Source organism: Paraburkholderia sediminicola (genome assembly GCF_046027355.1).
In the GTDB taxonomy this organism is placed as follows: Bacteria; Pseudomonadota; Gammaproteobacteria; order Burkholderiales; family Burkholderiaceae; genus Paraburkholderia; species Paraburkholderia sediminicola_B.
This window is the reverse complement of sequence record NZ_JAQQEK010000008.1, coordinates 229,099-253,790: the sequence shown is the minus strand read 5'-3', so window position 1 is coordinate 253,790 and position 24,692 is coordinate 229,099. Positions and strand designations below refer to the sequence as shown.

At 63.2% G+C, this 24,692-nt stretch carries 24 protein-coding genes; 19 read left to right on the top strand and 5 right to left on the bottom strand.

The genetic code is table 11. The annotated features are described in order from the left end of the window. Positions 1-33: 33 nt before the first annotated feature. Genes PQR42_RS16545 through PQR42_RS16535 form a run of 3 tightly spaced genes read right to left on the bottom strand, consistent with a single transcriptional unit; the run spans position 34 to position 2,893 of the window. Complete coding sequence (locus PQR42_RS16545; protein ID WP_408205448.1) at positions 34-912, bottom strand: ABC transporter permease; 879 nt, start codon at positions 910-912, stop codon at positions 34-36. A gap of 43 nt (positions 913-955) precedes the next feature. Next, positions 956-1,807 (bottom strand): ABC transporter permease, encoded by an 852-nt coding sequence (locus PQR42_RS16540; protein ID WP_408386507.1) that lies wholly within the window; start codon positions 1,805-1,807, stop codon positions 956-958. Between the two features lie 18 nt (positions 1,808-1,825). Further along, complete coding sequence (locus PQR42_RS16535; protein ID WP_408386509.1) at positions 1,826-2,893, bottom strand: ABC transporter substrate-binding protein; 1,068 nt, start codon at positions 2,891-2,893, stop codon at positions 1,826-1,828. 307 nt (positions 2,894-3,200) lie between these two features. Between PQR42_RS16535 and PQR42_RS16530 the strand changes: the two genes are divergently transcribed. The 10 genes from PQR42_RS16530 (at position 3,201) to PQR42_RS16485 (ending at position 14,440) form a co-directional block, all read left to right on the top strand. Beyond that, positions 3,201-4,331, top strand: coding sequence for an IS110 family RNA-guided transposase (locus PQR42_RS16530; RefSeq protein ID WP_408493674.1), 1,131 nt, complete (start codon positions 3,201-3,203; stop codon positions 4,329-4,331). 385 nt (positions 4,332-4,716) lie between these two features. Further along, a complete protein-coding gene (locus PQR42_RS16525; RefSeq protein WP_408386511.1) occupies positions 4,717-6,207 on the top strand; it encodes an MFS transporter in 1,491 nt (496 codons plus the stop codon). Then, positions 6,207-7,487 (top strand): sulfite dehydrogenase, encoded by a 1,281-nt coding sequence (soxC, locus tag PQR42_RS16520; RefSeq protein ID WP_408386513.1) that lies wholly within the window; start codon positions 6,207-6,209, stop codon positions 7,485-7,487. The genes PQR42_RS16525 and soxC overlap by 1 nt, the downstream gene beginning before the upstream one ends. Next, positions 7,480-8,058, top strand: coding sequence for a c-type cytochrome (locus PQR42_RS16515; protein ID WP_408386515.1), 579 nt, complete (start codon positions 7,480-7,482; stop codon positions 8,056-8,058). Before soxC ends, PQR42_RS16515 begins: the two co-directional genes overlap by 8 nt. 184 nt (positions 8,059-8,242) lie before the next feature. Next, positions 8,243-9,148, top strand: a complete 906-nt coding sequence (locus PQR42_RS16510) for a TauD/TfdA dioxygenase family protein (protein WP_408205454.1) — start codon at positions 8,243-8,245, stop codon at positions 9,146-9,148. A 49-nt stretch (positions 9,149-9,197) separates the two neighbouring features. Beyond that, positions 9,198-10,250 (top strand): ABC transporter substrate-binding protein, encoded by a 1,053-nt coding sequence (locus PQR42_RS16505; protein WP_408386517.1) that lies wholly within the window; start codon positions 9,198-9,200, stop codon positions 10,248-10,250. A 70-nt stretch (positions 10,251-10,320) separates the two neighbouring features. Beyond that, on the top strand, positions 10,321-11,151 hold the full coding sequence (locus tag PQR42_RS16500) for an ABC transporter ATP-binding protein (protein WP_408386519.1): 831 nt from the start codon (positions 10,321-10,323) through the stop codon (positions 11,149-11,151). Further along, positions 11,148-12,026 carry an ABC transporter permease gene (locus PQR42_RS16495; protein WP_168794034.1) on the top strand — a complete coding sequence of 293 codons (879 nt, stop codon included), beginning with the start codon at positions 11,148-11,150 and terminating at the stop codon, positions 12,024-12,026. The genes PQR42_RS16500 and PQR42_RS16495 overlap by 4 nt, the downstream gene beginning before the upstream one ends. Positions 12,027-12,353: 327 nt before the next feature. After that, positions 12,354-13,760, top strand: coding sequence for a selenium-binding protein SBP56-related protein (locus tag PQR42_RS16490; protein ID WP_408386521.1), 1,407 nt, complete (start codon positions 12,354-12,356; stop codon positions 13,758-13,760). Beyond that, on the top strand, positions 13,760-14,440 hold the full coding sequence (locus PQR42_RS16485) for a hypothetical protein (RefSeq protein WP_408386523.1): 681 nt from the start codon (positions 13,760-13,762) through the stop codon (positions 14,438-14,440). Before PQR42_RS16490 ends, PQR42_RS16485 begins: the two co-directional genes overlap by 1 nt. Positions 14,441-14,571: 131 nt before the next feature. Here PQR42_RS16485 and PQR42_RS16480 read toward each other — a convergent pair whose 3' ends face one another. Continuing rightward, positions 14,572-15,021: an ester cyclase gene (locus PQR42_RS16480; RefSeq protein WP_408386525.1), complete on the bottom strand. Its 450-nt coding sequence runs from the start codon at positions 15,019-15,021 to the stop codon at positions 14,572-14,574. 211 nt (positions 15,022-15,232) lie between these two features. Continuing rightward, positions 15,233-15,919, bottom strand: coding sequence for a hypothetical protein (locus tag PQR42_RS16475; protein WP_408386527.1), 687 nt, complete (start codon positions 15,917-15,919; stop codon positions 15,233-15,235). 307 nt (positions 15,920-16,226) lie between these two features. On the opposite strand from PQR42_RS16475, the gene PQR42_RS16470 reads away from it, so the two are divergent. The 9 genes from PQR42_RS16470 (at position 16,227) to tssG (ending at position 24,689) form a co-directional block, all read left to right on the top strand. Further along, positions 16,227-16,859, top strand: coding sequence for a superoxide dismutase (locus PQR42_RS16470; RefSeq protein WP_459252321.1), 633 nt, complete (start codon positions 16,227-16,229; stop codon positions 16,857-16,859). 51 nt (positions 16,860-16,910) lie between these two features. Next, positions 16,911-17,414 carry a DUF3455 domain-containing protein gene (locus PQR42_RS16465; protein ID WP_408386530.1) on the top strand — a complete coding sequence of 168 codons (504 nt, stop codon included), beginning with the start codon at positions 16,911-16,913 and terminating at the stop codon, positions 17,412-17,414. Positions 17,415-17,571: 157 nt separating this feature from the next. Further along, on the top strand, positions 17,572-18,612 hold the full coding sequence (tssA, locus tag PQR42_RS16460; protein WP_408386532.1) for a type VI secretion system protein TssA: 1,041 nt from the start codon (positions 17,572-17,574) through the stop codon (positions 18,610-18,612). Between the two features lie 47 nt (positions 18,613-18,659). Continuing rightward, positions 18,660-19,181 (top strand): type VI secretion system contractile sheath small subunit, encoded by a 522-nt coding sequence (gene tssB, locus PQR42_RS16455; RefSeq protein ID WP_408205464.1) that lies wholly within the window; start codon positions 18,660-18,662, stop codon positions 19,179-19,181. A gap of 10 nt (positions 19,182-19,191) precedes the next feature. Continuing rightward, entirely contained in the window at positions 19,192-20,709 is a 1,518-nt protein-coding gene (gene tssC, locus PQR42_RS16450) for a type VI secretion system contractile sheath large subunit (RefSeq protein ID WP_408386534.1), read from the top strand. 59 nt (positions 20,710-20,768) lie between these two features. Beyond that, positions 20,769-21,260, top strand: a complete 492-nt coding sequence (locus tag PQR42_RS16445) for an Hcp family type VI secretion system effector (RefSeq protein WP_408205466.1) — start codon at positions 20,769-20,771, stop codon at positions 21,258-21,260. A gap of 6 nt (positions 21,261-21,266) precedes the next feature. Further along, the gene (tssE, locus tag PQR42_RS16440) at positions 21,267-21,773 is read left to right on the top strand and encodes a type VI secretion system baseplate subunit TssE (RefSeq protein ID WP_408205467.1); all 507 of its coding nucleotides are present in this window, start codon (positions 21,267-21,269) and stop codon (positions 21,771-21,773) included. A gap of 49 nt (positions 21,774-21,822) precedes the next feature. Continuing rightward, complete coding sequence (tssF, locus tag PQR42_RS16435) at positions 21,823-23,676, top strand: type VI secretion system baseplate subunit TssF (protein WP_408386536.1); 1,854 nt, start codon at positions 21,823-21,825, stop codon at positions 23,674-23,676. After that, complete coding sequence (gene tssG, locus PQR42_RS16430) at positions 23,661-24,689, top strand: type VI secretion system baseplate subunit TssG (RefSeq protein ID WP_408386538.1); 1,029 nt, start codon at positions 23,661-23,663, stop codon at positions 24,687-24,689. Before tssF ends, tssG begins: the two co-directional genes overlap by 16 nt. The last annotated feature ends 3 nt before the right edge of the window (positions 24,690-24,692 follow it).

Genomic DNA, 24,692 nt, shown 5'->3' with positions numbered 1-24,692 from the left:
GGCGGTCCGGTGTGTGAGAGTTCATCTGCGAGTTCATCGCGTGGCCGACTGGAACCGGCGCGCAAAGATGGCCCGCTCCACGGCGCGCGCCAGCGCGTTCAACGCCCAGCCCGTCACGCCGACCACGATCACGCCGAACAGCACCAGATCCATGCGGAACTGCTCGCTGCCGTCGATCAAGGTGTTGCCGATGCCGCTGCCGGCCACCAGCAGATATTCGGCGCCGAGCGTGGCGAGCCACGAATAGATCAGCGCGAGGTAGATGCCGGTGAAAATCGACGGCAGCGCGGCCGGCAGAATCACGGCGCGGATGAGCTGCCATCGCGAGTAGCGGAAAGCGCGTGCGACTTCGATATAAGCGCGCGGCACCGCGTGGATGCCGTCGCAGGTATGCGCGGTGACGGGCAGGAGCGCGGCGAGCGAGAGGAACACGACTTTCGCCGCATCGCCGAGACCGAACCACACGGAGATCAACGGGATCCATGCAAACAGCGAGATCTGTTTGAAGGTGTCGAAGCTCGGTCCGATCATGCGTGTCGCAAGCCGCGAAAAACCGAGCGCGCTGCCGAGCAGCAAACCACCCAGCGTGCCGATCACGAAGCCGCTCGCTTCCCGCGCGAGCGACGCCGAGAGCGCCTTCAGCAGCGCGCCGCTCTCGATCTGCTGCCATGCCGTGGCGAGAACCTGCGCGGGACTGACGAGCAATCCGCTTTTGACCACGTGCGCTTCCGAGACGGCCCACCAGATCACAATTGCGATGACGGGCAAGACGGTTCCGCGCCAGTCGACGCGTGTCAGCAGCGGGCGGCGCGCTCGCGCGGCGCGCCGGAAAGAAGCGGGCGCGTCGCAATCGCAGGACGCGTCGGTGGACTGTTGCGACTGATTGGAACGCTTGAAGAGGGCGAGACTCATCGTAGTTACCTCACGTGTAACGCCACGGGTGCGTCTGATGCGATCACTCGCGAAATGCCGACGGCTGTCCGCGCCGCAAACGCGCTTCGAGCGCATCGAGCGATCGGTTCACCGCATAGCCTATCGCGCCGACCACGACCACCGACGCCATCACCAGATCGAGCTGAAAGAGTTGCCGTCCGTAGACGATCAGATAGCCGAGCCCTTCGGAGGACGCCACCAGTTCGACGACCACCAGCGCGAGCCACGCTTTGGTGAACGCGAGCCGCACGCCCGTGGCGAGCGTCGGCACAGCCGCGGGCAGCACGAGATAGACAATCCGTTGCCAGCCGCTGTACTCGAACACGCGCGCGACTTCATCGAGCGCGGCGGGTGTCTGGCGGAATCCCTGCAGCGTGCTCAACGTGACCGGCACGAGCGCCGCATGCGCGATCAGAATGTATTTGAGCGGCTCGCCCACGCCCACGAGCAACAGCAAGAACGGCAGCCACCCAAGCACCGGAATCTGCACCAGCGCATTGAAGCTGGGCAGCACATAGGCTTCGAGCGTGCGCGACAAACCCAGCGCCGCGCCGAGCGCGAAGCCGAGCAGCGTGCCCGCGCCGAAACCGAGCAGCACGCGTTGCAGGCTGATCAGCGTATTGCGCGCGAGGTCGCCGCTACTGGCCAACTCGACCAGCGTTTCGAACACGCGCTCGGGCGGCGGCAGAATCTGCGGCGCGATCCAACCGCGGTCGCAACCCACGGCCCACAGTGCGAACAGCAGCGCGGGCAACACCCACGGCGCAAGCCGCCACGCGAGCGCGCGCAGGCGCGGCTCGCGAAACAGCGGAACGTGAGGCGTGGTGGAAGTCGCGAGCCGTTCGCGTTCGACCTGGATTGCGGTGTCGCTCATCGTGATCGCTCCGGTGGGTTAGCTGAGCGGTCTGCCCGCAGCGTCGTAACGCGTCCAGTAGTGGTCGAGCTTTTGCGCGCGCAGCGCATTGTCGAGATATTTCGTTTCGAACCAGCTATCGACCTCGACCGGCTGGCGGATCAGTTTGAGGTTGAGCGCGTCGGTCGCGACGGCTTTGTAGCGCCCCACGATAAACGGATCGATCAACGGCGAGTTGCGGTCCTTCAACTTCTGATTGGCGAACTCGGCCTGCCACGACGAATAGGGCACGCCGCTTTTGGCCCATAGTTTGAAGAGCGCATCACGGTTCGCTTCGTCGGAGGACCATTGCGCGCCTCGCACGAACACGTTGACGACGCGCTGCACGATATCCGGATGCGCATGATCGAAGTCGTCGACGACCAGCAGATGCGACTGCCGCGTGAATTGCGGACCGTCGTTCTGCGATTCGTAGACCACCTTCGCGAGGCCTTGATCGCGCAGCTTGTACACGTGGTAATCATTGACCGACGCGTCGATGCCCTTGGACGCCAGCGCCGCGAGCGAGCTGGCGGTATCCAGATTGATCACCCGCAGGTCGCGTTCGCTTAGCTGGTTCGCGGCAAGCGCGTTGTCGGCGACGAGTTGCAGATTGGTGCCGCGAAAGATCGACACGCGCCGGCCTTTCAGGTCCTTGATCGAGCGCACATCCGAATCGGCAGGCACCGCGACCTTGATACCGACGCGCGCGCCAGAGACAAGCAGCAGGTGCGTTTTCAAACCATTGGCGCGAGCGAGCACCGAGGGAAGATCGCCCTGAAAGGCGAAGTCGAGCGACTTGTCGGCGATTGCTTCGTTGACCGCTGGGCCCGCGCCCTTGAAGAACAGCCACTCGACCTTGATGCCGTCGGCGGCGAATTCCTTTTCGAGCGACTGCTGCAGTTGCACGGTCGCCGCCGGCGAGCCACCGAAGCTGGGCGGATCGCCCGTGCCTTGTTGCGCGACGCCGATGCGGATCACCGCGGGCTTGTCGGCGTAAGCGTGAACCGCGGCAAGCGAGAGGGTCGCCACAGCGACGAAAGACTTCAGCAGACGGAAATAGCGCATGCGCAAATACCAATCGAGGAGTGGGAGCGGGTGCAAAAGCTCGGGTTGGCGGATAACCGGAACTACACGTTAGATTCGCGTGCGTCCGAATCCAACCAATCATTGCAGATAAGAAAATCTGCGGAAGTGCGAACCGTGCGGCGGGCAGCGCCGCTGCGTGGCGCGCCATGGAGCAAGTCAGTATGACTCCCGTTCGGCAAGGCTAGCCGCCGTGCGGATGTAAGCGCGGGTTAGCATGGCTGCCAGAGCCGCATTGAGTGGGGACGGATCCGCCGCTCAACGGTCTGTTTCCGGCACGGAGGCTAGCATGCAAGACGATAGCACGCTGTATGTGGGCTTGGATGTCCACAAGGATTCGATCATGGTCGCCTATGCGATCGGGATGAGCGAAGTGGAATTGTTCGGCAAGGTCGGCACTATGCAGATTGATGTCGACCGGTTGTGCAAGCGACTGCAGCCGAAAGCGCGGCACATCTGCTTTGTCTATGAAGCGGGCCCGTGTGGGTACGGCCTGTACCGACGGCTGGTCGATAAAGGCTTTGACTGCATGGTCTGCGCACCGTCACTCATTCCACGCAAGCCAGGTGATCGCGTCAAGACGGACCGCCGTGACGCGATCAAGCTGGTGCGCTCGCTGCGCGCCGGCGACCTGTCAGCCGTGCATGTGCCGACGGTTGAAGATGAAGCGTTCCGCGACTTGGCCCGCGCCTGGTCGGCCGCCAGGGAAGACCTGAAGGCAGCACGCTGCAGGCTCAAATCTTTCCTGCTGGCCCACGGCGTCCACTATCTCGGCCGCCCCAACTGGGGACCGACACACAGGCGCTGGTTAAGTACGTTCTCGTTCGACAGTGTCTGGCAACAACTGGCGTTCAACGAACATCGGCGCTCGATTGAGGACCGGCTTGCGCAATGCGAGCGCCTGGAACTGGCTTTGCATGAAGCCGTCATCAGTTGGCGGTTCTACCCAGTCGTACTTGCTTTGCAAGCGATGCGCGGAATCAACTTCACGTCGGCAATCGGCCTGGTGTCCGAACTGGGTGACCTCACGCGTTTCGAACATCCACGGCAACTGATGGCTTGGCTTGGCGTGACGCCTTCGGAGCACTCCTCGGGTGGGAAACGACGCCAAGGTAGCATTACCAAGACCGGCAACAGCTATGCACGTAAGCTGCTGGTTGAATCCGCCTGGAGCTATCGACATCCGGCACGCGTGAGCATCGATATCCAGCGCCGTCATGAAGGCCTACCCAAACAGATAATCGATCGTGCCTGGGACGCACAGCTGAGGCTGTGCAGGCGATATCGTAAGCTCGTCGCCAGAGGGAAGACCGCACACGTTGCCATCATCGCCGTCGCGCGCGAGCTGGCTGCCTTCATCTGGGACGTCGGTCGACTTGGGATGACTCTGGCTGTACCGCATGGCGAACATGCAGCATAAACGGAGGATGCAACTGAAGAAGCCGACCACCATCGAAAGTTTCCTGAAGGCGGCGCAGCCCGGTATTCGAGTAACCCGCGACCGCGTTTGGCAACGACATCAGTCGACTTGCGTAGCAAGGAAGCGGCAGGCTCATGAGACGGACCTCTGTAATGCGGTAACCAACCCGCGAATATCAGCTTGATCCACCGTCGAGATTTACTGCTACGCCGCCCTCAGGAAATTTGCTCTAACCATGGAGTAGATCTTGAAAACCGATCCCGATTGACACCGGGAATCATATCAGCGCGGAAATCCCGATTTGCATAGTTAAATTCGTCGTTTTGCCGGCGCGAATCGCATGGCTACCATGCAACGCTTCAGCCATTCATGCGAAGTCCGGATCATGTCCACTGTTGCTTTTCCGTCGACTACCGTCGACGCTCAAACGGCCGCCGACAGCGCGGCGCGACCCGCCGTCATCCGCAGCGCGCAAGACGTTTCGCGTATCGTCAACGCGGGTGCGGCGAAGGGTAGTAATGCGCGGATCGTGATTGCGATCGCGCTCGGCGGTGTCTTTCTGGATGCTTACGATCTCACCTCGCTCGCTTACGGGATCAAGGACATCGCGCGCCAGTTCTCGCTGTCGCCGGTCCAGGTGGGCTTCGTTTCATCCGCTATTACCTTCGGCGCGATTCTCGGCGCGCTGTTCGGCGGATATCTGACTGATCGCATCGGCCGCTATCGTGTGTTCATGGCCGACATGCTGTTCTTCGTGGTCGCGGCGATCGCGGCCGGTCTCGCGCCGAATGCGTGGGTGCTCGGCGGCGCGCGCTTTCTGATGGGTTTCGGCGTCGGTCTCGATCTGCCGGTGGCGATGGCGTTTCTCGCGGAGTTCTCGCGCGTGGCGGGCAAGGGCAACAAGGCGGCCAGCGTCGCTGCGTGGTGCCCGGCGTGGTACGCGGCCACGAGCACCTGCTATCTGTTGATTCTCGGCCTCTATGCGATTCTGCCCGAGCATCAACTCGGCTGGCTGTGGCGTCTGACGCTGGCCTTCGGTGCGGTGCCCGCCATCGCGATCATTCTCGTGCGCAGCCGCTATATCAGCGAATCGCCGGTATGGGCCGCGAATCAGGGCAATCTCGACGAGGCCGCGCGCATCCTGAAGCGCTCGTACGGTGTGGATGCTGTGGTGGAGCAAAGCGACGTGCCCGCTAAAGCGCCACGCGCCGCATCGTGGCGCAACTACGGCGTGCTCTTCAACGCCACCTATCGCCGTCGCACGATTCTCGCTGCAGTGATCGGCAGTGCTTCCTCGTTCGGCTACAACGCGATCATCTTCGGCTTGCCGGTGATCATCACCAGCTTCTTTCATCAAGGCCCGCTCACGACGATCATCGCCGCGCTGGCGCTGAATCTGGCGTTTGCGTTCGTTGGCGGCCTGATCGGCGTGCGCACCGCGCCGACGATCGGTGCCTGGAAAATGACGGTGCTCGGACACGCGCTGCAATTCGCCTCGCTGATCGGGCTCGCGCTAATCGGCAAACCCAGCAGCGGCGCGCTCGTCGTGGTGGCGATCCTGCTGCTCGGCGGCTATCTGTTCGGGCAAGGTTTCGGACCGGGTTCCCATTCGATGACGTATGCGTCGCTGAGTTATCCCACGTCCTTGCGCGGGATTGGCGTGGGTTTCAACCAGACCCTGGTGCGTTCCGCCTCGACGGTCTCGCTGTTTCTCTTTCCCGTGCTCGCCGCCGCGCTCGGCACGAAGGTGTTCTGGCTGATCGCGATCGCGCCGCTGAGTTCGCTGCTCACGTTGCTGGTGATTCGTTGGGAGCCGTCGGGCTATGACATCGATGGCGAGGACTACGCGGAATCGGCCGTGGCGGGAACGCGTTGATGTCCTCGCGCACCGCCCAGCCGGATTCGCCACCGCCGTCGCGTAGTCGCCGTCGAGTGCTTGGCCGTCTTGCGCTCGGCAGCCTCGTTGCTTCGCAGGCTGCGGCAGCAAGTGAATTGCTCAAGCCGCTCGAGGTCGCGCCGTCGAGTCGCGTGCCTGGCGCGCCCATACTCGAGCATCCGTACGGCGTGCCGTCGCCGCATGAGGCGGAGGTCGTGCGCCGAAGCGCACGCGCGTGGCCGCTACCCGGCGCGGCTTCGTCGATGACGCCGCTCGCCGATTTGCAAGGTACGCTGACGCCCAACGGTCTCGTCTACGAGCGTCATCACGGTGGTGTGCCCGACATCGACCCCGATCAGCACAGGCTCGCGATTCACGGACTCGTGCGGACGCCGAAACTCTTCACGATGGACGACCTGCTGCGCCTGCCATCTGAGTCTCGCATCCATTTTCTGGAATGCTCCGGCAATACCGGCAATGAATGGAACGGGCCGAGCGGCATGCCCGTGCAACTCACGCATGGTCTGCTGTCGTGTTGCGAATGGACTGGCGTGCGTCTTTCCACCTTGCTTGAAGAAGTGGGCGGCGTATCGGTATCCGGCAACGGAGCACAGGGCGGGTGGTTATTGGCGGAGGGCGCCGACGCCGCTGCCATGACGCGCAGTTTGCCGCTCGAACGGATACTCGATCGCGCGCTCGTGGTCTACGCGCAAAACGGCGAACGCTTGCGCCCGGAGAATGGTTATCCGTTGCGGCTGATCGTGCCGGGCTTCGAGGGCAATACCAACGTCAAGTGGCTGCGTCGGCTGAAGGTGGTCGACGCGCCGTTGCAAACGCGCGAGGAAACCTCCAAGTACACCAGCCTGCTCGCCAACGGCACCGCGCGTCAGTTCGCGTTCGAAATGGACGCGAAGTCGGTGATCACGCGACCGTCGCCGGGGCATCGGCTCACCACGCATGGTTATTACCCGATCACCGGTCTGGCCTGGTCCGGGCGCGGCACGGTCCGCAAGGTCGAGGTCTCGACCGATGGCGGGACGACGTGGCGCGCCGCGCGTCTCGTCGGCGCGATCCACGACCGCGCGCTGACGCGCTTCGAGGCGGACTGGCACTGGGACGGCGGCGCTGCCGCGATTCTCTCGCGCGCCACCGATTCGACCGGCTATGTGCAGCCGACGCGCAGCGAACTCGTCGCCGCGCGCGGGCAAAATTCGCAGTACCACTACAACGCGATCCAGCAATGGCGAGTGGAAGCAAGCGGCGAGGTGCGCAATGCGTGAGGGGCTTTCGCGACGCATGCCTGCTTGTGCGGCGTTGGCCGTGCTGGTGTCGCTTACCACGCTGGCATCGTGTTCATCCGTGACGCCAGGTGCTCGCAACGCCGAGGCGAGCCACGACGTCGGCACGCCGATCTCCGCCCAGGACCTTGCCGTCTGGAACATCGACGTCGCGCCGGACGGCCGCGGCCTGCCGCCGGGCAGCGGCGACGTCGCCGGCGGTGCGCACATCTTCGCCGCGAAATGCGCGGCGTGCCACGGCGCTCAGGGCCAAGGCGGTCTCGGCGATCAACTCATAGGCGGGCAGGGCACGTTGACCAGCGCGAAGCCGAAGCGCACGGTGGGCAGCTATTGGCCGTACGCGACTACGCTGTTCGACTATATCCGCCGCGCGATGCCCTACAACGCGCCCGAATCGCTTTCCGCCGACGAGGTGTACGCGGTGAGCGCATTCCTGCTCAACCAGAACGGCATCGTCCCGGCGAATACTCGGCTCGACGCGGCATCTTTGCCACGTGTGGTCATGCCCAATCGGGACGGTTTCGTGCCGGATCCGCGTCCAGGGCGGCTTTGACGGGGCCACGCGGGGACACATCAGGAGTCGGTCGGCTGCCCGCGACGCGTTAAAGCATCGGGTTTATCACTCCAGCAGATAACAGTATCGGATTTGCTTCGTTGTCGGCGCGCGCCCGCGCCGGTAAATTCGTCTGACTGCGCCCTCGCCGGCGTTTCCGAACAGATTCGACCAAGAGTTTCCTGTGACGACTGCCTTTGCACCCACCGCCGCCAGTGAGCCTGGCCGCACCCATCAAGCCCAGCCCATCGAGATTCGCGCCTTCGGCGCCGTCGGCGCGGAAGTTCTGGGCCTCGATCTCAGCCAGCCGCTGAGCGACGACGATTTCCGCCGCATTCACCGCGCGCATCTGGATCATCACGTGCTGGTGTTTCGCGATCAACGCATCACGCCGGATCAGCAGATCGCCTTTAGCCGCCGTTTCGGTCCGCTGCAGATTCATGTGCTGCATCAATTCCAGTTGATTGGCTATCCGGAGGTGCTGGTCGTCTCGAACATCGTCGAGAACGGCCAGCCGATCGGTCTCGGCGACGCCGGTCACTACTGGCATTCCGACCTGTCGTACAAGGAGAAGCCGAGCCTCGGTTCGCTGCTGCACGCGCAGGAACTGCCGTCGGAAGGCGGCGATACGCTGTTCGCCAACATGCATCTGGCGTACGACACGTTGCCAGCGCATTTGCGCGCCGCAGTGGAGGGGCGTTCGGCGGAGCACACGTATCTCGCGAAATACGCCGAACTGCAAAAACGCAGCCCGTGGCGCCCGAATCTCTCGGCCGAACAGATCGCCCAGGTGAAACCGGTGGTGCATCCGATCGTGCGCACGCATCCGGAGACCGGACGCAAGGCGCTCTTCGTCAGCGAGCATTTCACCACCCGCGTGATCGGCTTGCCCGAAGACGAGAGCAAGCAGTTGCTCGAGGAACTCTTCGCGCATAGCGTGCGCCCGGAGCATCTGTACCGGCATCAGTGGGCCGAACACGACATGGTGTTCTGGGACAACCGCTCATTGATGCATCTCGCCGCCGGCACGCCGGATCATCTGCGCCGCAAACTGTATCGCACGACGATTGAAGGCGACGTGCCGTTCTGACGGCAACGTAGCCCGCTTTGACTACCATCACACGCTGACCGGAGTTCCGATGCTCGCCATGTTTCGCCCGACCGCCGCGCGGTCGTCTTTTGCTCGCCGTTTGACCGCGACGTTGCTGACTCTGTCGACGGCTGCGGCCGCCCTCGGCGCAGCCATGCCCGCGCATGCCGAAGGGCGGATTCGCGTCGCCGAGCAGTTCGGTATCGTCTATCTGCTGCTGAACGTGGCGCGCGATCAGCAGTTCGTCGAGAAAGAAGGGCGTAAGCAGGGGCTCGATATCAAGGTCGACTGGGTGAAGCTCTCGGGCGGCGCCGCCGTCAACGACGCGTTGCTTTCCGGCGCGGTGGATATCGCCGGCGCGGGCGTGGGCCCGTTGCTCACGATCTGGGATCGCACGCATGGCAAGCAGAACGTGAAGGGCGTGGCGTCGCTCGGCAATCTGCCGTATTACCTCATCAGCAACAATCCCGACGTCAAGACGATTGCCGACTTCACCGAGAAGGACCGCATCGCGGTGCCGGCCGTCAACGTGTCGGTGCAATCGCGCGTGCTGCAATACGCGGCGGCGAAACGTTGGGGCGACAAGGATTACAACCGCCTCGACAAGTTCACGCAGGCTTTGCCGCATCCGGACGCGGCCGCGGCGATCATCGCGGGCGGCACGGAAATCACCGGCCACTTCGGCAATCCGCCGTTTCAGGAGCAGGAGCTGGCGGGCAATCCGAAGGCGCACATCGTGTTGAATTCATACGACGTGCTGGGCGGCCCGAGTTCGGCGACCGTCCTGTACGCAACGGAAAAATTCCGCGACAACAATCCGAAGACCTACCGCGCATTCGTCGACGCGCTGGCAGACGCGGCGCGCTTCATCACGGCGAATCCCGATGCCGCGGCCGATATCTACATCCGCACGAATCAGTCGAAGATCGACCGCAATCTGCTGCTGAAGGTCATCAAGGATCCGCAAGTGCAGTTCAAGGTCGCACCGCAGAATACGTTCGGACTCGCGCAGTTCATGCATCGCGTCGGCGTGATCAGGAACGAGCCAAAGTCCTGGAAGGATTATTTCTTCGACGACCCGGCGACCGCCACCGGAAGCTGAACATGAATGCATACGCGAGCATCGCCGGATATTTATCGGCCCGAGTGGTCGGCTTACAGGGAGCGATCTGATGGTGGCCAATCCTACTGTGTTGTTTCCGAACCGCTCTGAAACGACCACGCCGGCGACCAGCGAAAAACTGCTCGCGGTCGAAAACGTCAACCTCGAATACCGCACGCGTGAGCGGATCGTGCGCGCGACCCATGACGTGAGTTTCGACGTCTACGGTGGCGACCGTTTCGTCCTGCTGGGACCGTCCGGTTGCGGCAAGTCGACGCTGCTCAAGGCGGTGGCCGGCTTTATCGAACCGACGTCCGGCAGCATCTCGCTCGACGGTCAGACTATCCGGGGTCCCGGCGCCGATCGCATTGTCGTGTTTCAGGAGTTCGATCAGTTGCCGCCGTGGAAGACCGTGCTGCAGAACGTCGCCTTTCCGCTGCGTGTCGCGAAGAAGCTGTCGCGTGCGGAAGCCAACGAGCGGGCGCTGCACTATCTGGAGAAGGTCGGGCTGGCGTCGTTTGCCAACGCTTATCCGCATACGTTGTCGGGCGGCATGAAGCAGCGCGTCGCGATTGCGCGCGCGTTGGCGATGCAGCCGCGCGTGCTGCTGATGGACGAGCCCTTCGCCGCGCTCGACGCGCTGACTCGCCGCAAGATGCAGGAAGAGCTATTGCGTCTGTGGGAAGAAGTGAACTTCACCTTGCTGTTCGTCACGCATTCGATCGAAGAAGCGCTGGTGGTGGGCAACCGTATTCTGTTGTTGTCACCGCATCCCGGCCGCGTGCGCGCGGAGCTCAACAGCCATCAATATTCGCAGGACAGCTTCGGGCGCAGCGATTTTCAGCGCAGCGTCGCGCGTATTCATCACCTGTTGTTCGAAGAGACGGAGGCCGTGCAATGAGTTCTCCCGCCACCTTGTTGCCGCCGGTTCGCGAGGAGTATGAGCGTCCACTTGAACCGCTCGGTGAACTCGTCCTCGAAGCGCCGCTGCCGCTCGGCAAGCGCATCTTCGCGCAGAGCTGGTTGCGCAAGACGCTGATTGCACTTGTCTTGATCGGCATCTGGGAAATCGCCGCGCGCGCGATCGACAACGATCTGCTGCTGCCGACTTTCGGCGCGACGTTCAGCGCGTTCGTGCAAGGCGTGTGGTCCGGCGAACTGCTGCAGAAAACGGCCGTATCGATGTCCGTGCTGCTGCGCGGCTATCTGCTGGGCGCCGCGCTCGCCTTCGTGCTGACGTCGCTCGCGGTATCGACGCGTCTGGGCCGTGATGTCCTGTCGATGCTGACGGCGATGTTCAACCCGCTGCCATCCATCGCGCTGTTGCCGCTCGCGTTGCTGTGGTTCGGCCTCGGCACCGGCAGCCTGCTGTTCGTGCTGGTCCATTCGGTGCTTTGGCCGCTGGCGCTGAACACCTATTCCGGTTTTCAGTCGGTGCCGGCGACGCTGCGCATGACCGGCCGCAACTACGGGCTCACCGGCATGCGCCACGTGCTGCTGATTCTGGTCCCGGCGGCGTTGCCGGCGATTCTGGCGGGCTTGCGGGTCGGTTGGGCGTTTGCCTGGCGTACGCTGATCGCGGCCGAACTCGTGTTCGGCGCGAGTTCGGGCAGCGGCGGCCTCGGCTGGTACATCTTCCAGAATCGCAACGAACTGTATACGGACCGCGTTTTCGCGGGCCTCGCCGCGGTGATCGTGATCGGCTTGCTGATCGAGCACCTGGTGTTCGATACGCTCGAACGCGTAACCGTTCGGCGCTGGGGCGTGCAACACTGACAGCCGCAATCAGGGCGTCACCTGCGCGCGCCGCAGGGGCTGAACGGTTGCGCAACGATCCTGTCGAACTATTTGGTGTTGGCGACCAGGATAGTGTAGAAGGGCGCCTAAGTATGACGAAAGGCGCAGTGCACAAAACCTGGCGAAACTCTCGGTTGCTCTCGCTGCCGCCGTGAACTACAAATCTAAGGCTGCGCCACGGTCCGTCGCCATCGGGCCGTGCTTCTCATTGACACACGATGTTTCGTAACAAGGCGAGCGGCCCGTCCGTGACGGTGAATACGCGAACGCCCTGGCCCCGAATCAGATAGACAAGGAGACCCCGCCATGGGTATGCGCCCAGATCCCACGTTCCATGCGTCACCGAAACTCGCGATGGATGCGCCCGCGGAGGAGTACGCGTACACCGTGCTTCTCAGCCCCGATTTCTCGCAGCCCGACGCGCTCGCCGTCATCGACGTGAAGCCCGGCTCGCCCACCTACAGCCAGGTGGTTCACACCGTGCCCGTACCGTACAAGGGGGACGAATTTCATCATTTCGGCTGGAATGCCTGCTCATCGTCACTTTCGCCGCTGACGGGCCACGCATTCCTCGAGCGGCGCTATCTGATCATTCCGGGCATGCGTTCTTCACGCATTTACATCGTCGACACCCATCCGCATCCGACCCAGGCGAAGATTCACAAGATCATCGAGCCCGAGGAAATTTTCCGCAAAACGGGCTACTCGCGCCCGCACACGGTTCATTGCGGGCCGGAAGGGATTTACGTCAGCACGCTCGGCGGCGCGGGGGAAGATGGCACCGACGGGCCGCCGGGCATCTTCATCATGGATTGCGAAACGTTCGAGGTGCTCGGCCGCTGGGAGATCGATCGCGGGATGCAGGAGAAGCACTACGATTTCTGGTGGAACCTGCCACGCGACTATATGGTGTCGAGCGAATGGGCGTTGCCGCCGCAATTCGAGAACGGTATCGTCCCCGAGGACCTGCTGTCGAACAAATACGGGCACCGCATCCACTTCTGGGATTTGCGGGGGCGACGCAACGTGCAGACGCTTGACCTCGGCGCGAACCATCAGATGGCGCTCGAAGTGCGGCCCGCGCACGATCCGAGCCGGGAGTACGGGTTCATCGGCGTCGTGGTCGATACGACGAATCTGGAAGGGTCGATCTGGACGTGGTGGCGGGAAGGGGGCGAGTTTCACATTGAGAAGACCGCGACCATTCCGCCGGAACCCGCGGCCACCGAACAGTTGCCGCCGTTGCTGCAGGGTTTCGGCGCGGTGCCGCCGCTCGTCACGGACATCGATCTCTCCATCGACGACAAATTCCTGTACGTCGCCTGTTGGGGCACCGGCGAGATGCGCCAGTACGACGTGACGGAACCGCGCAAGCCGAAGCTCACGGGATCGGTTCACATCGGCGGGATAGCGCGGCGCACGCCTCATCCGAACGGCAAGATCTTCGCGGGCGGTCCGCAGATGGTGGAGATCAGCCGCGACGGCAAGCGGGTCTACTGGACCAACTCGCTCTATTCCACGTGGGACAACCAGTTCTACCCGGACGGCGTGCCTGCTGCGCAGGTCATGGCGCGGGCCGAACCTGGCGGCGGCCTCGCGTTGGCCGATGACTATTGGGTGGCGTTTCCGGACGGATACCGGGCTCACCAGATCCGGCTCGAAGGCGGAGACTGCTCGACCGATTCGTTCTGTTACCCGTCGGTGGGCGTTTGATGGGGGGAGGCTGGTCGCAGACCGGCCTGTGGCTGGCCATTCTGGCGAGCGGTGTCTATCACGGGATCAACCCGGCGATGGGATGGCCGCTCGCCGTGTCGAGCGGCTTGATGGAACGACGCGCGCGGGCGCTGTTCAGCGCGCTCGTCTATCTCGCGGTGGGGCACGTGCTGGCCGTGTTACTGGTGATGCTGCCGTTCGCCATGCTGACCATCCTGCTCGCCTGGCAGCGCGAGATCCAGATCGGCGCCAGTGTGCTCGTAATCGGCTTCGGTGTTTTCCTGCTGATCCGGCGACGCCATCCGCGTGTGCTCGTGCGGATTCCGCCGTCACGGCTCGCGCTGTGGTCGTTCGCCGTTGCCATCGCGCACGGCGCCGGACTGATGCTCGTTCCCATCTACCTCGGACTGTGCAGCGCTTACGACATGGATCGAGGACATCGGGCCGCACAAACCCTGATCGAAGCGAATCTAGGCATGGCGCTGCTGGTCTCGGGCGTGCATGCTTGCGCGATGATGGTTGCCGGTGGGCTTCTGGCCTGGCTGGTCTATCGCTACCTGGGGTTGAAGTTCGTGTCGCGGAGCTGGTTCAATCTGGATGCGGTCTGGGCGTTGAGTCTTGTTCTGGTTGGCGCGCTCTCGTTGGCGCTCAATGCCGCAGTGGTCGGCGGCGAGGTGTGATAGGGCGCGTGTGCGTTTCTCCAGGCCGACTCTTGCCAACCTCCGATACGACGAACCGGGGTGTACCGGCCCGTTGTATCGTTAGCTGCGCACGGCGACGTCGAGAGATACCGGAAGCGCTACGCCTTCGTTCACACTGGCTTGATGAGTCCCAGTTGCTGCAAGGCAGTGACGCCGTCGTCCAGGCCGATTTCTTCAACGATCATGCCGTCCTTGAGCCGTAACACGGTCGTGCCGGTGAAACGCATGGTCCGGCCGGTCGCCGCAGGCAACGACCCGACGAGGAAATCGCTGAATGCCGGACCGGTATGTGTGCCGCCACCCTCCCAGCGGCCCACGACGTAGTCTCCCTCGGCGATGAGATCGGCGGCGCCCCAGAAGTTGAGGTCCGGGAACGCTTCGCGGAAATCGGTCATGAAGGCCTTGATGTCTTCGCGGCCACGGCGCGGCTCGTGCAGCGAGTATTGAAGAAGCATGTCGGGAGCGGCGAGTTCATCGACGATGTCGAGGCTGCAGGTCTTGCCCCAGAAATCGGTAAACCAGCGTCCCACGACGGCCTTGTTGTCATCTTCCTTGGACATGGTGAATTCCTCATTGACTGTGGTTGAACGAGGGAAACGCCATCGCTGCCCTCTGCCTGAACCATACGGGCGCAAACAGTCGGTCGCCTGCCGTTTCTTGCTGCAATACTCGTGTTGCGGGTAGTTTCCGCTTGGCATTGGGCGGGCGATAACGGATGCGCCCATGCGTCAACACGCGTGCCGGCCGCAGTCGAAACCGGCGCCCTGAAGACTAGCGAGCGCCCGTCGCCAACTGGAAGCGCCATCGGTCGAGATTCTGCGGCAGGTCCACCGTCGCTTTCTGTATGTCGCCTCGAATCAGGTGGCAGATGGTGAGTTGTCCCCTGAACGTCTCCAGTATTTGCACGAGCCTCACGCGCTCCGCGTGGCCTGAAAATCCCAGATCGAAATAAATGACGCGACGCCGCGTGTCCCCGGTCACGAGACTGTCGCCGCCACCTCCGCCCGAACCACCGGCAATTCCCATCGACGGCACGTCGCGAATCGCCAGGTTCCACGAAAAGCCGTTCTCGGCAATCCACTTCCTCGCGTCTTCATCGCTTTTCGTCGCCTTGAGCGCGGCGGGCGGACGGTTGGTGTCGTCCGTCGCTATGAGATACCGGTACGAATGCCAGATCTTGAACGTGTTCGAAGTCGGCTTGAACGCGTACATGTCCTTGCCGACTTCGTCGACAAACACCCATTGCTGCGTCGAATCGTCGTAGCGGAACCATTCGATGCGCTCGTTCCATTGCAGCACCGGGCTGTCGATGTCCGTACCCGACAACTTGCCAAACATGCGTGGCTTCACGTTGATGCGAAAGCTCAGGTCGAAGTGATGACCGGCAGGCTCGCTCGAAAGACGGCCTCCGACCGTCGTGATTTTTTCGTAGGGAATCGACAAATTCTCAATGGTCATTTTTGCTTTCATCGCATCTCCGGCTGACGGTTTCTTCACGTGCGAAGAACAGCCGGGCAACGCCCGTTATTCCGCCGGCAGCCGCCCGGGGAGATTTCAACGCGGCGTGGAATAGATCGTAATGACGAGGTGTTGTATCAGCAGACCGGGTGAACTGGTCGCCCACACAACAACAGGTTCAAACATGCTCAACTCCTTCATTTCCCGGCGACGTCTGATGGCGGCGGGGTCCATGGCCTCATTCAGCGTGCTGTTCTCGAAGATTGCGTACGGCGCGACCGCTCCCGACGCCGAACCCGCCGCAAGCATGGCGACGAGCGTCGTTCCGGCATTTCTCGGCTCGTCGCCGCAAACGCTGCCGCCCCTGCCATGGGCCGACAATGCGCTCGAACCGGTCATTTCAGCGCGGACCATCGGCATTCATCATGGCAAGCACCACAAGGCGTATTTCGACAATCTGCACAAGCTCCTTGCCGGCACGCCGCTCGAACAGGCATCGCTCGAACAGGTCGTCATGCAGTCGCACGATCAGCCCGCGCTCGCCGACGTCTTCAACAACGCCGCGCAAGCATGGAACCACAACTTCTACTGGAACTCGCTGAGTCCGGCGCCGAGCGCGCCGAGCGCGAAGCTTCAGGCGGCGATCGCCCGCAAGTTCGGTTCCGTCGAGGCGCTCGGCAAGACGCTCGTCGCGACTTCGGCATCGCAGTTCGGCAGCGGCTGGGGATGGCTCGTGCTCGATCGCGGAGAACTCGCGGTGGTCAAGACGAGCAACGCGGAAACGCCGTTCACGCGTGGACTCGTGCCGCTGCTCACCGTCGATGTATGGGAGCACGCGTACTACCTGGACTATCAGAACCGCCGGCCGGACTATCTGGTCGCAACGATCTCGCGTCACCTGAACTGGGCGTTCGCCTCGGCCAATCTCGACCGTGTCTGACGAGGGGTGGTTGCAGTGTTTCATCGTATCGGGTCAACAAGGAGCATCGCCATGATTCGCTTGTCACGCAGAACGCGCTATTCGATCAGCGCCGTATGGTTGTTGGCGGTAGTCGGCACATCGGCCGGCGCCGCGCCGATCGACCCGCCCGATGCGCGAGCGCTCCTGAGCGCGACCGCATCCGGTGTCCAGCTTTACTCATGCGAATACGATGCGAATCACACGCTCGGCTGGGTATTCCGCAGTCCGCGTGCCACGTTGTTCGACTCCAACGGGACCGCGGTGATCGAGCATTCGGCGGGACCGTCCTGGGAAGCCCGCGACGGCAGCCGGATCGTGGGCCATGTCCTCGCGCAGATGCCAAGTGAAATGCCGAACGGCGTGCCGCAACTCCTGCTGGAAACACATTCGACGGGCGCGAAGGGCATGTTGAGCGACGTGCGCTACGTGCAACGCACGATGACCGCAGGCGGAGTTGCGCCGGCAGCGCCTTGCACAGTCGAACATGCGGTGGGCAACTCGCCGTACATCGCCACTTATACTTTTTTCAAGTAACGAGCGGCGGCAGACGTTACCTCTTGCGGTCGCGATCAATCAAATTAATTCGGATTACTACAGTTGAAAAGTCGATGGAATAGAGAGGCCTTTCGCGTGTTGTCTGAAGCAAGAGGCAAATGAACGAAACGCCTGGGTTCAACGCACAACGCAGACTATGAAAACTGAATTCATCGCTCATCAGGATTGGACGGAATGGTTGGACGCGCTGTCGGATGAAGCGCCGTGCGGACCGGATCTCGAATACGACCCGCGATTCCGCGAACTCGAGGAAGCCGTTAGTGGACGTCCTGAAGCGGAATACGGCGCCACGCTAGTCGCCGCCGTACCGCCCGACTGGGCAGCGGCGGATGCCTTGTGCGTCGAGTTGATGGCGCGCACGCGAGACCTGCGTGTGGTCGCGTGGCTTGCACGAGCGCGGCTGGCTCACGAGGGTATTGCAGGGCTCGCGGATGGCCTCGCGCTCGCCGCGACGCTTCTCGATCGCAACTGGGATCACGTGCATCCGCAACTCGACGCGAGCGACGGCAACGATCCGACCGTGCGGATCAACGCACTCGCCGCATTCGTGGATGCAGCCGGTCTGCTCGCCGAGCTGATGGATTGCCGGCTCCTGCCGCATGACGTGCCGGTCACCTTGCGCGAGTGGTCGTATGCGAACGGCGAGTCCGTCGCCCCCGACGGCCGCGTGGTCGTGAGCCTTTCGGAGATCGAAGCGGCCACGGCCTCGTCGCCGGAAGCAGCGATGCGCGCGAAGACCGCAGCCGACGCGGCGCTCGCCAATGCTGAACTGCTCGAGCGCGTGTTGACGGAGCGCGTGGGCGTGACGCAGGCGCTCGAACTGCACGCGCTCAAGACCCTGCTTCGGCGGGCGGGAGCGCTGCTGAGCGGGTGCCTGAAGAAGCAGGGCGTCGCGGCGGACGCAGCAGCACCGGCGGACGATCGCGCAAGCGAAGCGCGGCCCGCGCTGGCCGGTGACGTTATCTCGAGCCGCGCCGAGGTCGCCGCGACGCTGGAGCGCCTGTGCGCGTATTACGCCAGGCACGAACCCGCGAGCCCGGTGCCGCTCCTGCTCGCACGTGCGCGCGGCCTGATCGACAAGTCGTTCGTCGATCTGCTAAAGGAACTCGCGCCGGAAGGGCTCGCGCAATTGACTCAGGTGATCGGAACGGCGGCCGCCGATTTGCCGGCCAGCTGATTCCAAGCGCGTCGCATCACATTGTTTTCACTGAGGAGGATCACAGGATGGCCAAGGAAAGCAGTCAGAAGTTCATTGCGCGCAATCGCGCGCCGCGCGTGCAGATTGAATACGACGTCGAAGTCTATGGCTCGGAGAAGAAGGTCAATCTGCCTTTCGTGATGGGCGTGCTGTCGGATCTGTCGGGTCAGACGCAAGAGCCGCTGCCGCCGGTTACCGAGCGCAAGTTCGTCGAGATCGATATCGACAACTTCGACGAGCGGCTGCGCTCGATGAAGCCGCGCGTCGCGATGCACGTCGACAACACGCTGACGGGCGAAGGAAAGATCGGCGTCGACATGACCTTCGAGAGCATGGACGACTTCTCGCCGGCCGCGATCGCCCGCAAGGTCGAGCCGCTTGCGAAGCTGCTCGAGGCGCGCAGCCAGCTGCAGAACCTGCTCACCTACATGGATGGCAAAACCGATGCCGAGAAGCTCGTCGGCCAGTTGCTCGAAGACCCGGCGCTGTTGAGCGCGCTCGCCGCCGCGCCCAAGCCACAAACGAGTGAAACCGACGATTCGGAATAAAGGAGCCACGATGGCAGATACCAACCTGGAGCAATCCACGAGCACGCAGCAGCCGGCCGAGCAACAGGTCGACGACACCGGTTCATCGGGCGAGTTTCAGAAGCTGCTGCAAAAGGCGTTTCGCCCACGCACCGACAAGGCCCGCGAGGCCGTCGAGAACGCAGTGCGCACGCTGGCGGAGCAGGCATTGCTCGACACCCAGCGCGTGTCGGACGATGCGCTTGCGAGCATCGAATCGCTGATTGCGAAAATCGATGAAAAGCTCAGCGCGCAGATCAATGTGATCCTTCACACCGATCAGTTCCAGACGCTGGAGAGCGCATGGCGCGGCCTGCACTATCTGGTCACGAATACGGAAAGCGACGAAAGCCTGAAGCTGCGGGTGATGAATATCTCGAAGACCGATCTGCATCGCTCGTTGCGCAAATACAAAGGCGTGGCGTGGGATCAGAGCCCGCTCTTCAAGAAGCTCTACGAAGAGGAATACGGCCAGTTCGGCGGCGAGCCGTACGGCGCACTGGTCGCGGACTACTACTTCGACAACAGCAGCCCCGATGTCGATTTTCTGACCCAGATGGGCAAGATCTCCGCGGCGGCGCATGCGCCATTCATCGCGGGCGCGGATCCCGCGGTGATGCTGATGGATTCCTGGCAGGAACTCGCGAACCCGCGCGATCTGACGAAGATATTCCAGACGCCCGAGCACGCCGCGTGGCGCTCGCTGCGCGACTCCGAGGATTCGCGCTATATCGGGCTCGCCATGCCGCGCTTTCTTGCGCGCCTGCCGTACGGAGCCAAAACGAGCCCGGTCGAGGAATTCGACTTCGAGGAAGACACCGCCGGCACCGATGCGTCCAGGTACGCATGGTCGAACGCCGCGTACGCGATGGCTGTCAACATCAACCGCTCTTTCAAGACCTATGGCTGGTGCTCGCGCATTCGCGGCATCGAGTCGGGCGGCGCGGTGGAGAACTTGCCGGTGCACGCATTCCCCACCGATGACGGCGGCGTCGACATGAAATGCCCGACCGAAATAGCGATCAGCGACCGGCGCGAAGCGGAGTTGGCGAAGAACGGCTTCATGCCGCTGGTTCACAAGAAGAACTCGGATTTTGCGGCCTTCATCGGCGCGCAGTCGCTGAACAAGCCGATCGAATATGAAGATCCGGATGCGACCGCCAACGCGAATCTGGCCGCGCGCCTGCCTTACCTGTTCGCCTGCAGCCGTTTCGCGCATTACCTCAAGTGCATCGCGCGCGACAAGGTCGGCAGCTTCAAGGAGAAGGACGACATGCAGCGCTGGCTGCAGGACTGGATTCTGCAGTACGTCGATGGCGACCCCGCGAACTCGTCCGAAGAGACCAAGGCCCGTCGTCCGCTCGCGGCGGCGGAAGTCGTGGTCGAGGAAGTGGAGGGCAATCCGGGTTACTACACGTCGAAATTCTTTCTGCGTCCGCACTATCAGCTCGAAGGGCTGACCGTGTCGCTGCGGCTCGTCTCGAAGCTGCCGTCGGCAAAGGCCGCCTGACACACACGAGCACACGATTCTTTTCATCGCAGTCATCTACATAGACATAGGGATACACCATGGCAGTCGATATTTTTCTGGATCTGGGCACCGTCAAGGGCGAATCGCTCGATTCCACGCATAAGGACGAAATCGATGTGCTTTCGTGGAGCTGGGGTCTCTCCCAGTCGGGCACGATGCATCTCGGCACGGGCGGTGGAGGCGGCAAGGTGGCGGTCCACGATCTGTCCGTCACCAAGTACACCGACCGGGCCACGCCGTCGATCATCACGGCCTGTTCGACCGGCAAGCATTTCCCGACCGGCAAGCTCACCGTGCGCAAGGCCGGCGGCACGAAGCCGCTCGAGTACTACACGATCGAAATGGACAAGGTACTGGTGACGAACTATTCGACCGGCGGCTCGGATGGCGAGGACCGCTTCACGGAAACCGTGACACTCAACTTCGAGAAGTTCCACGTGACGTATCAGCAGCAGGACCCGACCTCGGGCTCGGCGCTCGGCGGTGTCGTCGAGAGCAAGTGGAACATTCCGGCGAACGCGACGGCGTAAACGACCATGCGCCTAAAAAACGCCGAGCGTGTGCAGCCTTCGCTGCTGGAGAGGCTGACCGACCACGAGCCCGATGCCACGCGCGAAGTGCGCGAGCATCGGTCGAGTTCGGCGCGCTCGCTGCGCCGCAGCGTCATGCGTGATCTCGGCTGGCTGCTCAATGCGCAGGGGATCGCGTCGTCGCAGGATGTCGCCCGCTATCCGGGCGTCGCGGAGTCGGTGCTGAATTTCGGCTTTTCAGACCTCGCGGGCAAGAGCGCATCGAATGTTGACGTCGCTCGGATCGAACGCCTGATGGCCGACTCGATCCGAGCGTTCGAGCCACGCATTCTGCCGGGCACGCTGCGCGTTCGCGCGATCCAGACGGGTGAAACGAGTGGCCAGCACAACGCGATTGCGTTCATCGTCGAAGGCGATCTTCACGCGCATCCCGTGCCGGAGCGCCTCTATCTGCGCACGGAACTCGACCTCGAAGCGGGCAAGGTCGACGTCTCGGAAGGCACGCGCGCGTGACGCCGGCGGCACGTCGTTGCATCGCAGCCATACCAGGAAATTCCACGCCATGAACCCGGACCTGATTCAGTACTACAGCGAGGAGCTTCAGCACGTCCGCGAGATGGGCGGCGAGTTCGCGAAGGCGTTTCCGAAGATCGCGAGCCGGCTCGGGCTGGAAGGCTTCGAGTGCGCCGATCCCTACGTGGAGCGGCTGCTGGAAGGCTTCGGGTTTCTCGCCGCGCGCGTGCAGATGAAGATCGCCGCCGAGTTCCCGCGTTTCACCGAGCATCTGGCCGAGCTCGTCTACCCGCATTACCTCGCGCCCACACCGGCGATGACGATCGTCGAAATGCAGCCCGACATGACGCATCCCGCGCTCGCTGACGGCGTGGTGATTCCGCGCGGCACGGCGCTGTTCGGCAGGCTCGACGGCGAGCGCTCCACGCGTTGCGAATTCCGCACCGCGCATGCGCTCACACTGTCTCCAATCGAACTCGTCGAGGCGCGTCTCTTTACGCACAGCGGCACGCTGCCCGGCGTCGCTGCAAAGCTTCCGCAGGGCGTGAAGGCCGGCCTGCGCCTCAAGCTGCGCGCGCTGAACAAGCTGAAAATCAGCGATGTCGCGCTCGATCATCTGCCGATCCATCTGCGTGGTGCCGACGGTCTGGCCGCGCGGCTGTATGAATTGCTGCTGGGCTCGGCGCTCGGCGTGGCGCTGCCCGATGCGGTATTGCCGCCCTCGGCGTTGCGCCCCCTCGGCTTCTCCGACGACGAAGCCTTGTTGCCCGTGAGCGGGCAGTCGTTTCCCGGCTATCGCTTGTTGCAGGAGTATTTTGCGTTCGCGCAGCGCTTCATGTTCATCGGTATCGACGGCCTGCGCCTGCATTTCCAGCGCTGCGAGCGCGATGAAATCGAGTTGATCGTGCTGCTGTCGAAGCTCGACCCCGCGCTCGAACAGCTCGTCGACGAGGCCAATTTCGCGCTGCATTGCACGCCCGCGATCAACCTGTTCGCGCGCCGCACCGATCGCATTCCGGTCACGGGTGAGCAATTCGAGCACCACGTCGTGGTGGATCGCACGCGCCCGCGGGACTTCGAGGTGTACGGGGTGGAAAGCGTCACCGGCTATCGGTCCGGAGGTGGCGGCCCGATCGAGTTTCAGCCGTTCTATCGCGCACGCGATCTGGGGAGCGACGAGCCTGGGCACGCCTTCTATCAGGTACGGCGCGAAAAGCGGCTGCTTCCCGCGCAGCGGGACGAGCGGGGCGCGCGCTCATCCTATACCGGCAGCGAAACCTGGCTCGCGCTGGTCGATACGCGCGAGGCGCCGTATCCGGCCGACCTTCAGCAACTGGGTTTGAGCGTTCTGTGCACGAATCGCGACCTGACGCTAACCATGCCGCGCGGGCAGGGCGAGACGGACTTCACGCTCGAACTCGAGGCGCCCGTGTCGAGCGTGCGATGCATCGGCGGTCCCAGCCGTCCGCTGCCGTCGTATGCGGAAGGTCCGGTTGCGTGGCGTCTGTTGAGCCATCTGTCGCTCAACTATGCGTCGCTCGTGGACGATGCCGACGGCAGCGGCGCGCGCGCCATGCGCGATCTCCTCGGGCTGTACGCGCCCACCGGCGACAGCGCGGCGGCACGGCAGATCGACGGCTTGCGCTCCATCCGTTCGGCGCCGGTCACGCGGCGCTTGCCCTCGCGAGGGCCGATCGTGTTCGGCCGCGGCCTCGCGATCGAGGTGCTGCTCGACGAAAGCGGCTTTGAAGGCGCGAGCGCATTTCTGTTCGGCGCGGTGCTCGCGCGGTTTTTCACGCAGTACGTGTCGATGAACTCATTCACCGAAACGATCGTGTCCAGTGTGACGCGCGGTGAGCTCATGCGCTGGGCGCCAGGGAGCGGGCAATGCCGGACGCTCTGACCTTGCTCGATCGTTTCTCGGCCGATGCGAACCGCTTCGACTTCTTTCAGGCGGTACGTCTCGTCGAATGTGCGTATCCGGGCTTGCCGCGCGTCGGTTCGTCGCTGCGTCCGCGCGAAGATGCCGTGCGTTTCGGACAGGAACCCGAGCTGATTTTCTTCCCGACCACGCTGCGCCATTTCGCGACCGCGGGCGAGGCTGCGCCGAAACTCGTCGTCAATTTCCTGGGCTTGCTTGGACCGAACGGCCCGATGCCCACGCACCTGACCGAATACGTGCGTGACCGTGCGCGCAACGCCGGCGATCCTACTTTCGCGCGCTTTCTCGACGTCTTTCATCACCGCATGGCGTCGCTGTTCTATCGCGCGTGGGCAGTGGCGCAGCCGGTTGTGAGCCTCGATCGCGACAACGGCGACCGCTTTTCCGCCTATGTCGGCACGACCTTCGGTCTCGGCGAGCCCGCGCTGCGCAACCGCGACAGCGTGCCCGATTTCGCCAAGCTGCACTTCGCCGGACTGCTTGCCGGCGGCACGCGTCATGCGGCGGGTTTGCGGCTCGTCCTGTCGCGTTTCTTCGGTCTGCCGGTCGACGTGCTCGAAAACGTCGGCCACTGGATGAATTTGCCCGCGCATTCGATGAGCCGTCTGGGTGCGCGCGACGAAACCACACGACTGGGCGTCGGCACGATGCTCGGCGCGCGCGTCTTCGACCGGCAACACAAATTCCGCGTGGTGCTCGGGCCGCTCTCCCTGCGCGACTATCAGCGCTTCCTTCCCGGTGGCGCGAGCCTCGTGCGCCTCACCGACTGGGTGCGTCTCTACGTGCGCGATCCGCTCGACTGGGACGTCAATCTCCAGTTGCGACAGTCCGAAGTGCCGCGCCTCGCGCTCGGCCGCCGTCAGCGTCTGGGCTACACCACGTGGCTGCATGCTCGCGCGGCGACCGCCGACGCAACGCAGCTGATGCTCAAACCACCCGCCTCACCCCCCACTTCACATCGCGCAAAGGACTAGTTC

What these genes read in the sequence shown, in the direction of transcription:
- soxC (WP_408386513.1), top strand. Translation starts at nt 6,207, where the DNA reads ATGTCCTCGCGCACCGCCCAGCCGGATTCGCCACCGCCGTCGCGTAGT.
- PQR42_RS16530 (WP_408493674.1), top strand. Translation starts at nt 3,201, where the DNA reads ATGCAAGACGATAGCACGCTGTATGTGGGCTTGGATGTCCACAAGGAT.
- tssC (WP_408386534.1), top strand. Translation starts at nt 19,192, where the DNA reads ATGGCAGATACCAACCTGGAGCAATCCACGAGCACGCAGCAGCCGGCC.
- tssE (WP_408205467.1), top strand. Translation starts at nt 21,267, where the DNA reads ATGCGCCTAAAAAACGCCGAGCGTGTGCAGCCTTCGCTGCTGGAGAGG.
- PQR42_RS16490 (WP_408386521.1), top strand. Translation starts at nt 12,354, where the DNA reads ATGGGTATGCGCCCAGATCCCACGTTCCATGCGTCACCGAAACTCGCG.
- PQR42_RS16500 (WP_408386519.1), top strand. Translation starts at nt 10,321, where the DNA reads ATGGTGGCCAATCCTACTGTGTTGTTTCCGAACCGCTCTGAAACGACC.
- PQR42_RS16545 (WP_408205448.1), bottom strand. Translation starts at nt 912, where the DNA reads ATGAGTCTCGCCCTCTTCAAGCGTTCCAATCAGTCGCAACAGTCCACC.
- PQR42_RS16465 (WP_408386530.1), top strand. Translation starts at nt 16,911, where the DNA reads ATGATTCGCTTGTCACGCAGAACGCGCTATTCGATCAGCGCCGTATGG.
- PQR42_RS16495 (WP_168794034.1), top strand. Translation starts at nt 11,148, where the DNA reads ATGAGTTCTCCCGCCACCTTGTTGCCGCCGGTTCGCGAGGAGTATGAG.
- PQR42_RS16515 (WP_408386515.1), top strand. Translation starts at nt 7,480, where the DNA reads ATGCGTGAGGGGCTTTCGCGACGCATGCCTGCTTGTGCGGCGTTGGCC.
- tssA (WP_408386532.1), top strand. Translation starts at nt 17,572, where the DNA reads ATGAAAACTGAATTCATCGCTCATCAGGATTGGACGGAATGGTTGGAC.
- tssG (WP_408386538.1), top strand. Translation starts at nt 23,661, where the DNA reads ATGCCGGACGCTCTGACCTTGCTCGATCGTTTCTCGGCCGATGCGAAC.
- PQR42_RS16445 (WP_408205466.1), top strand. Translation starts at nt 20,769, where the DNA reads ATGGCAGTCGATATTTTTCTGGATCTGGGCACCGTCAAGGGCGAATCG.
- PQR42_RS16475 (WP_408386527.1), bottom strand. Translation starts at nt 15,919, where the DNA reads ATGACCATTGAGAATTTGTCGATTCCCTACGAAAAAATCACGACGGTC.
- PQR42_RS16505 (WP_408386517.1), top strand. Translation starts at nt 9,198, where the DNA reads ATGCTCGCCATGTTTCGCCCGACCGCCGCGCGGTCGTCTTTTGCTCGC.
- tssF (WP_408386536.1), top strand. Translation starts at nt 21,823, where the DNA reads ATGAACCCGGACCTGATTCAGTACTACAGCGAGGAGCTTCAGCACGTC.
- PQR42_RS16525 (WP_408386511.1), top strand. Translation starts at nt 4,717, where the DNA reads ATGTCCACTGTTGCTTTTCCGTCGACTACCGTCGACGCTCAAACGGCC.
- PQR42_RS16540 (WP_408386507.1), bottom strand. Translation starts at nt 1,807, where the DNA reads ATGAGCGACACCGCAATCCAGGTCGAACGCGAACGGCTCGCGACTTCC.
- PQR42_RS16480 (WP_408386525.1), bottom strand. Translation starts at nt 15,021, where the DNA reads ATGTCCAAGGAAGATGACAACAAGGCCGTCGTGGGACGCTGGTTTACC.
- PQR42_RS16470 (WP_459252321.1), top strand. Translation starts at nt 16,227, where the DNA reads ATGGCGACGAGCGTCGTTCCGGCATTTCTCGGCTCGTCGCCGCAAACG.
- PQR42_RS16535 (WP_408386509.1), bottom strand. Translation starts at nt 2,893, where the DNA reads ATGCGCTATTTCCGTCTGCTGAAGTCTTTCGTCGCTGTGGCGACCCTC.
- PQR42_RS16485 (WP_408386523.1), top strand. Translation starts at nt 13,760, where the DNA reads ATGGGGGGAGGCTGGTCGCAGACCGGCCTGTGGCTGGCCATTCTGGCG.
- tssB (WP_408205464.1), top strand. Translation starts at nt 18,660, where the DNA reads ATGGCCAAGGAAAGCAGTCAGAAGTTCATTGCGCGCAATCGCGCGCCG.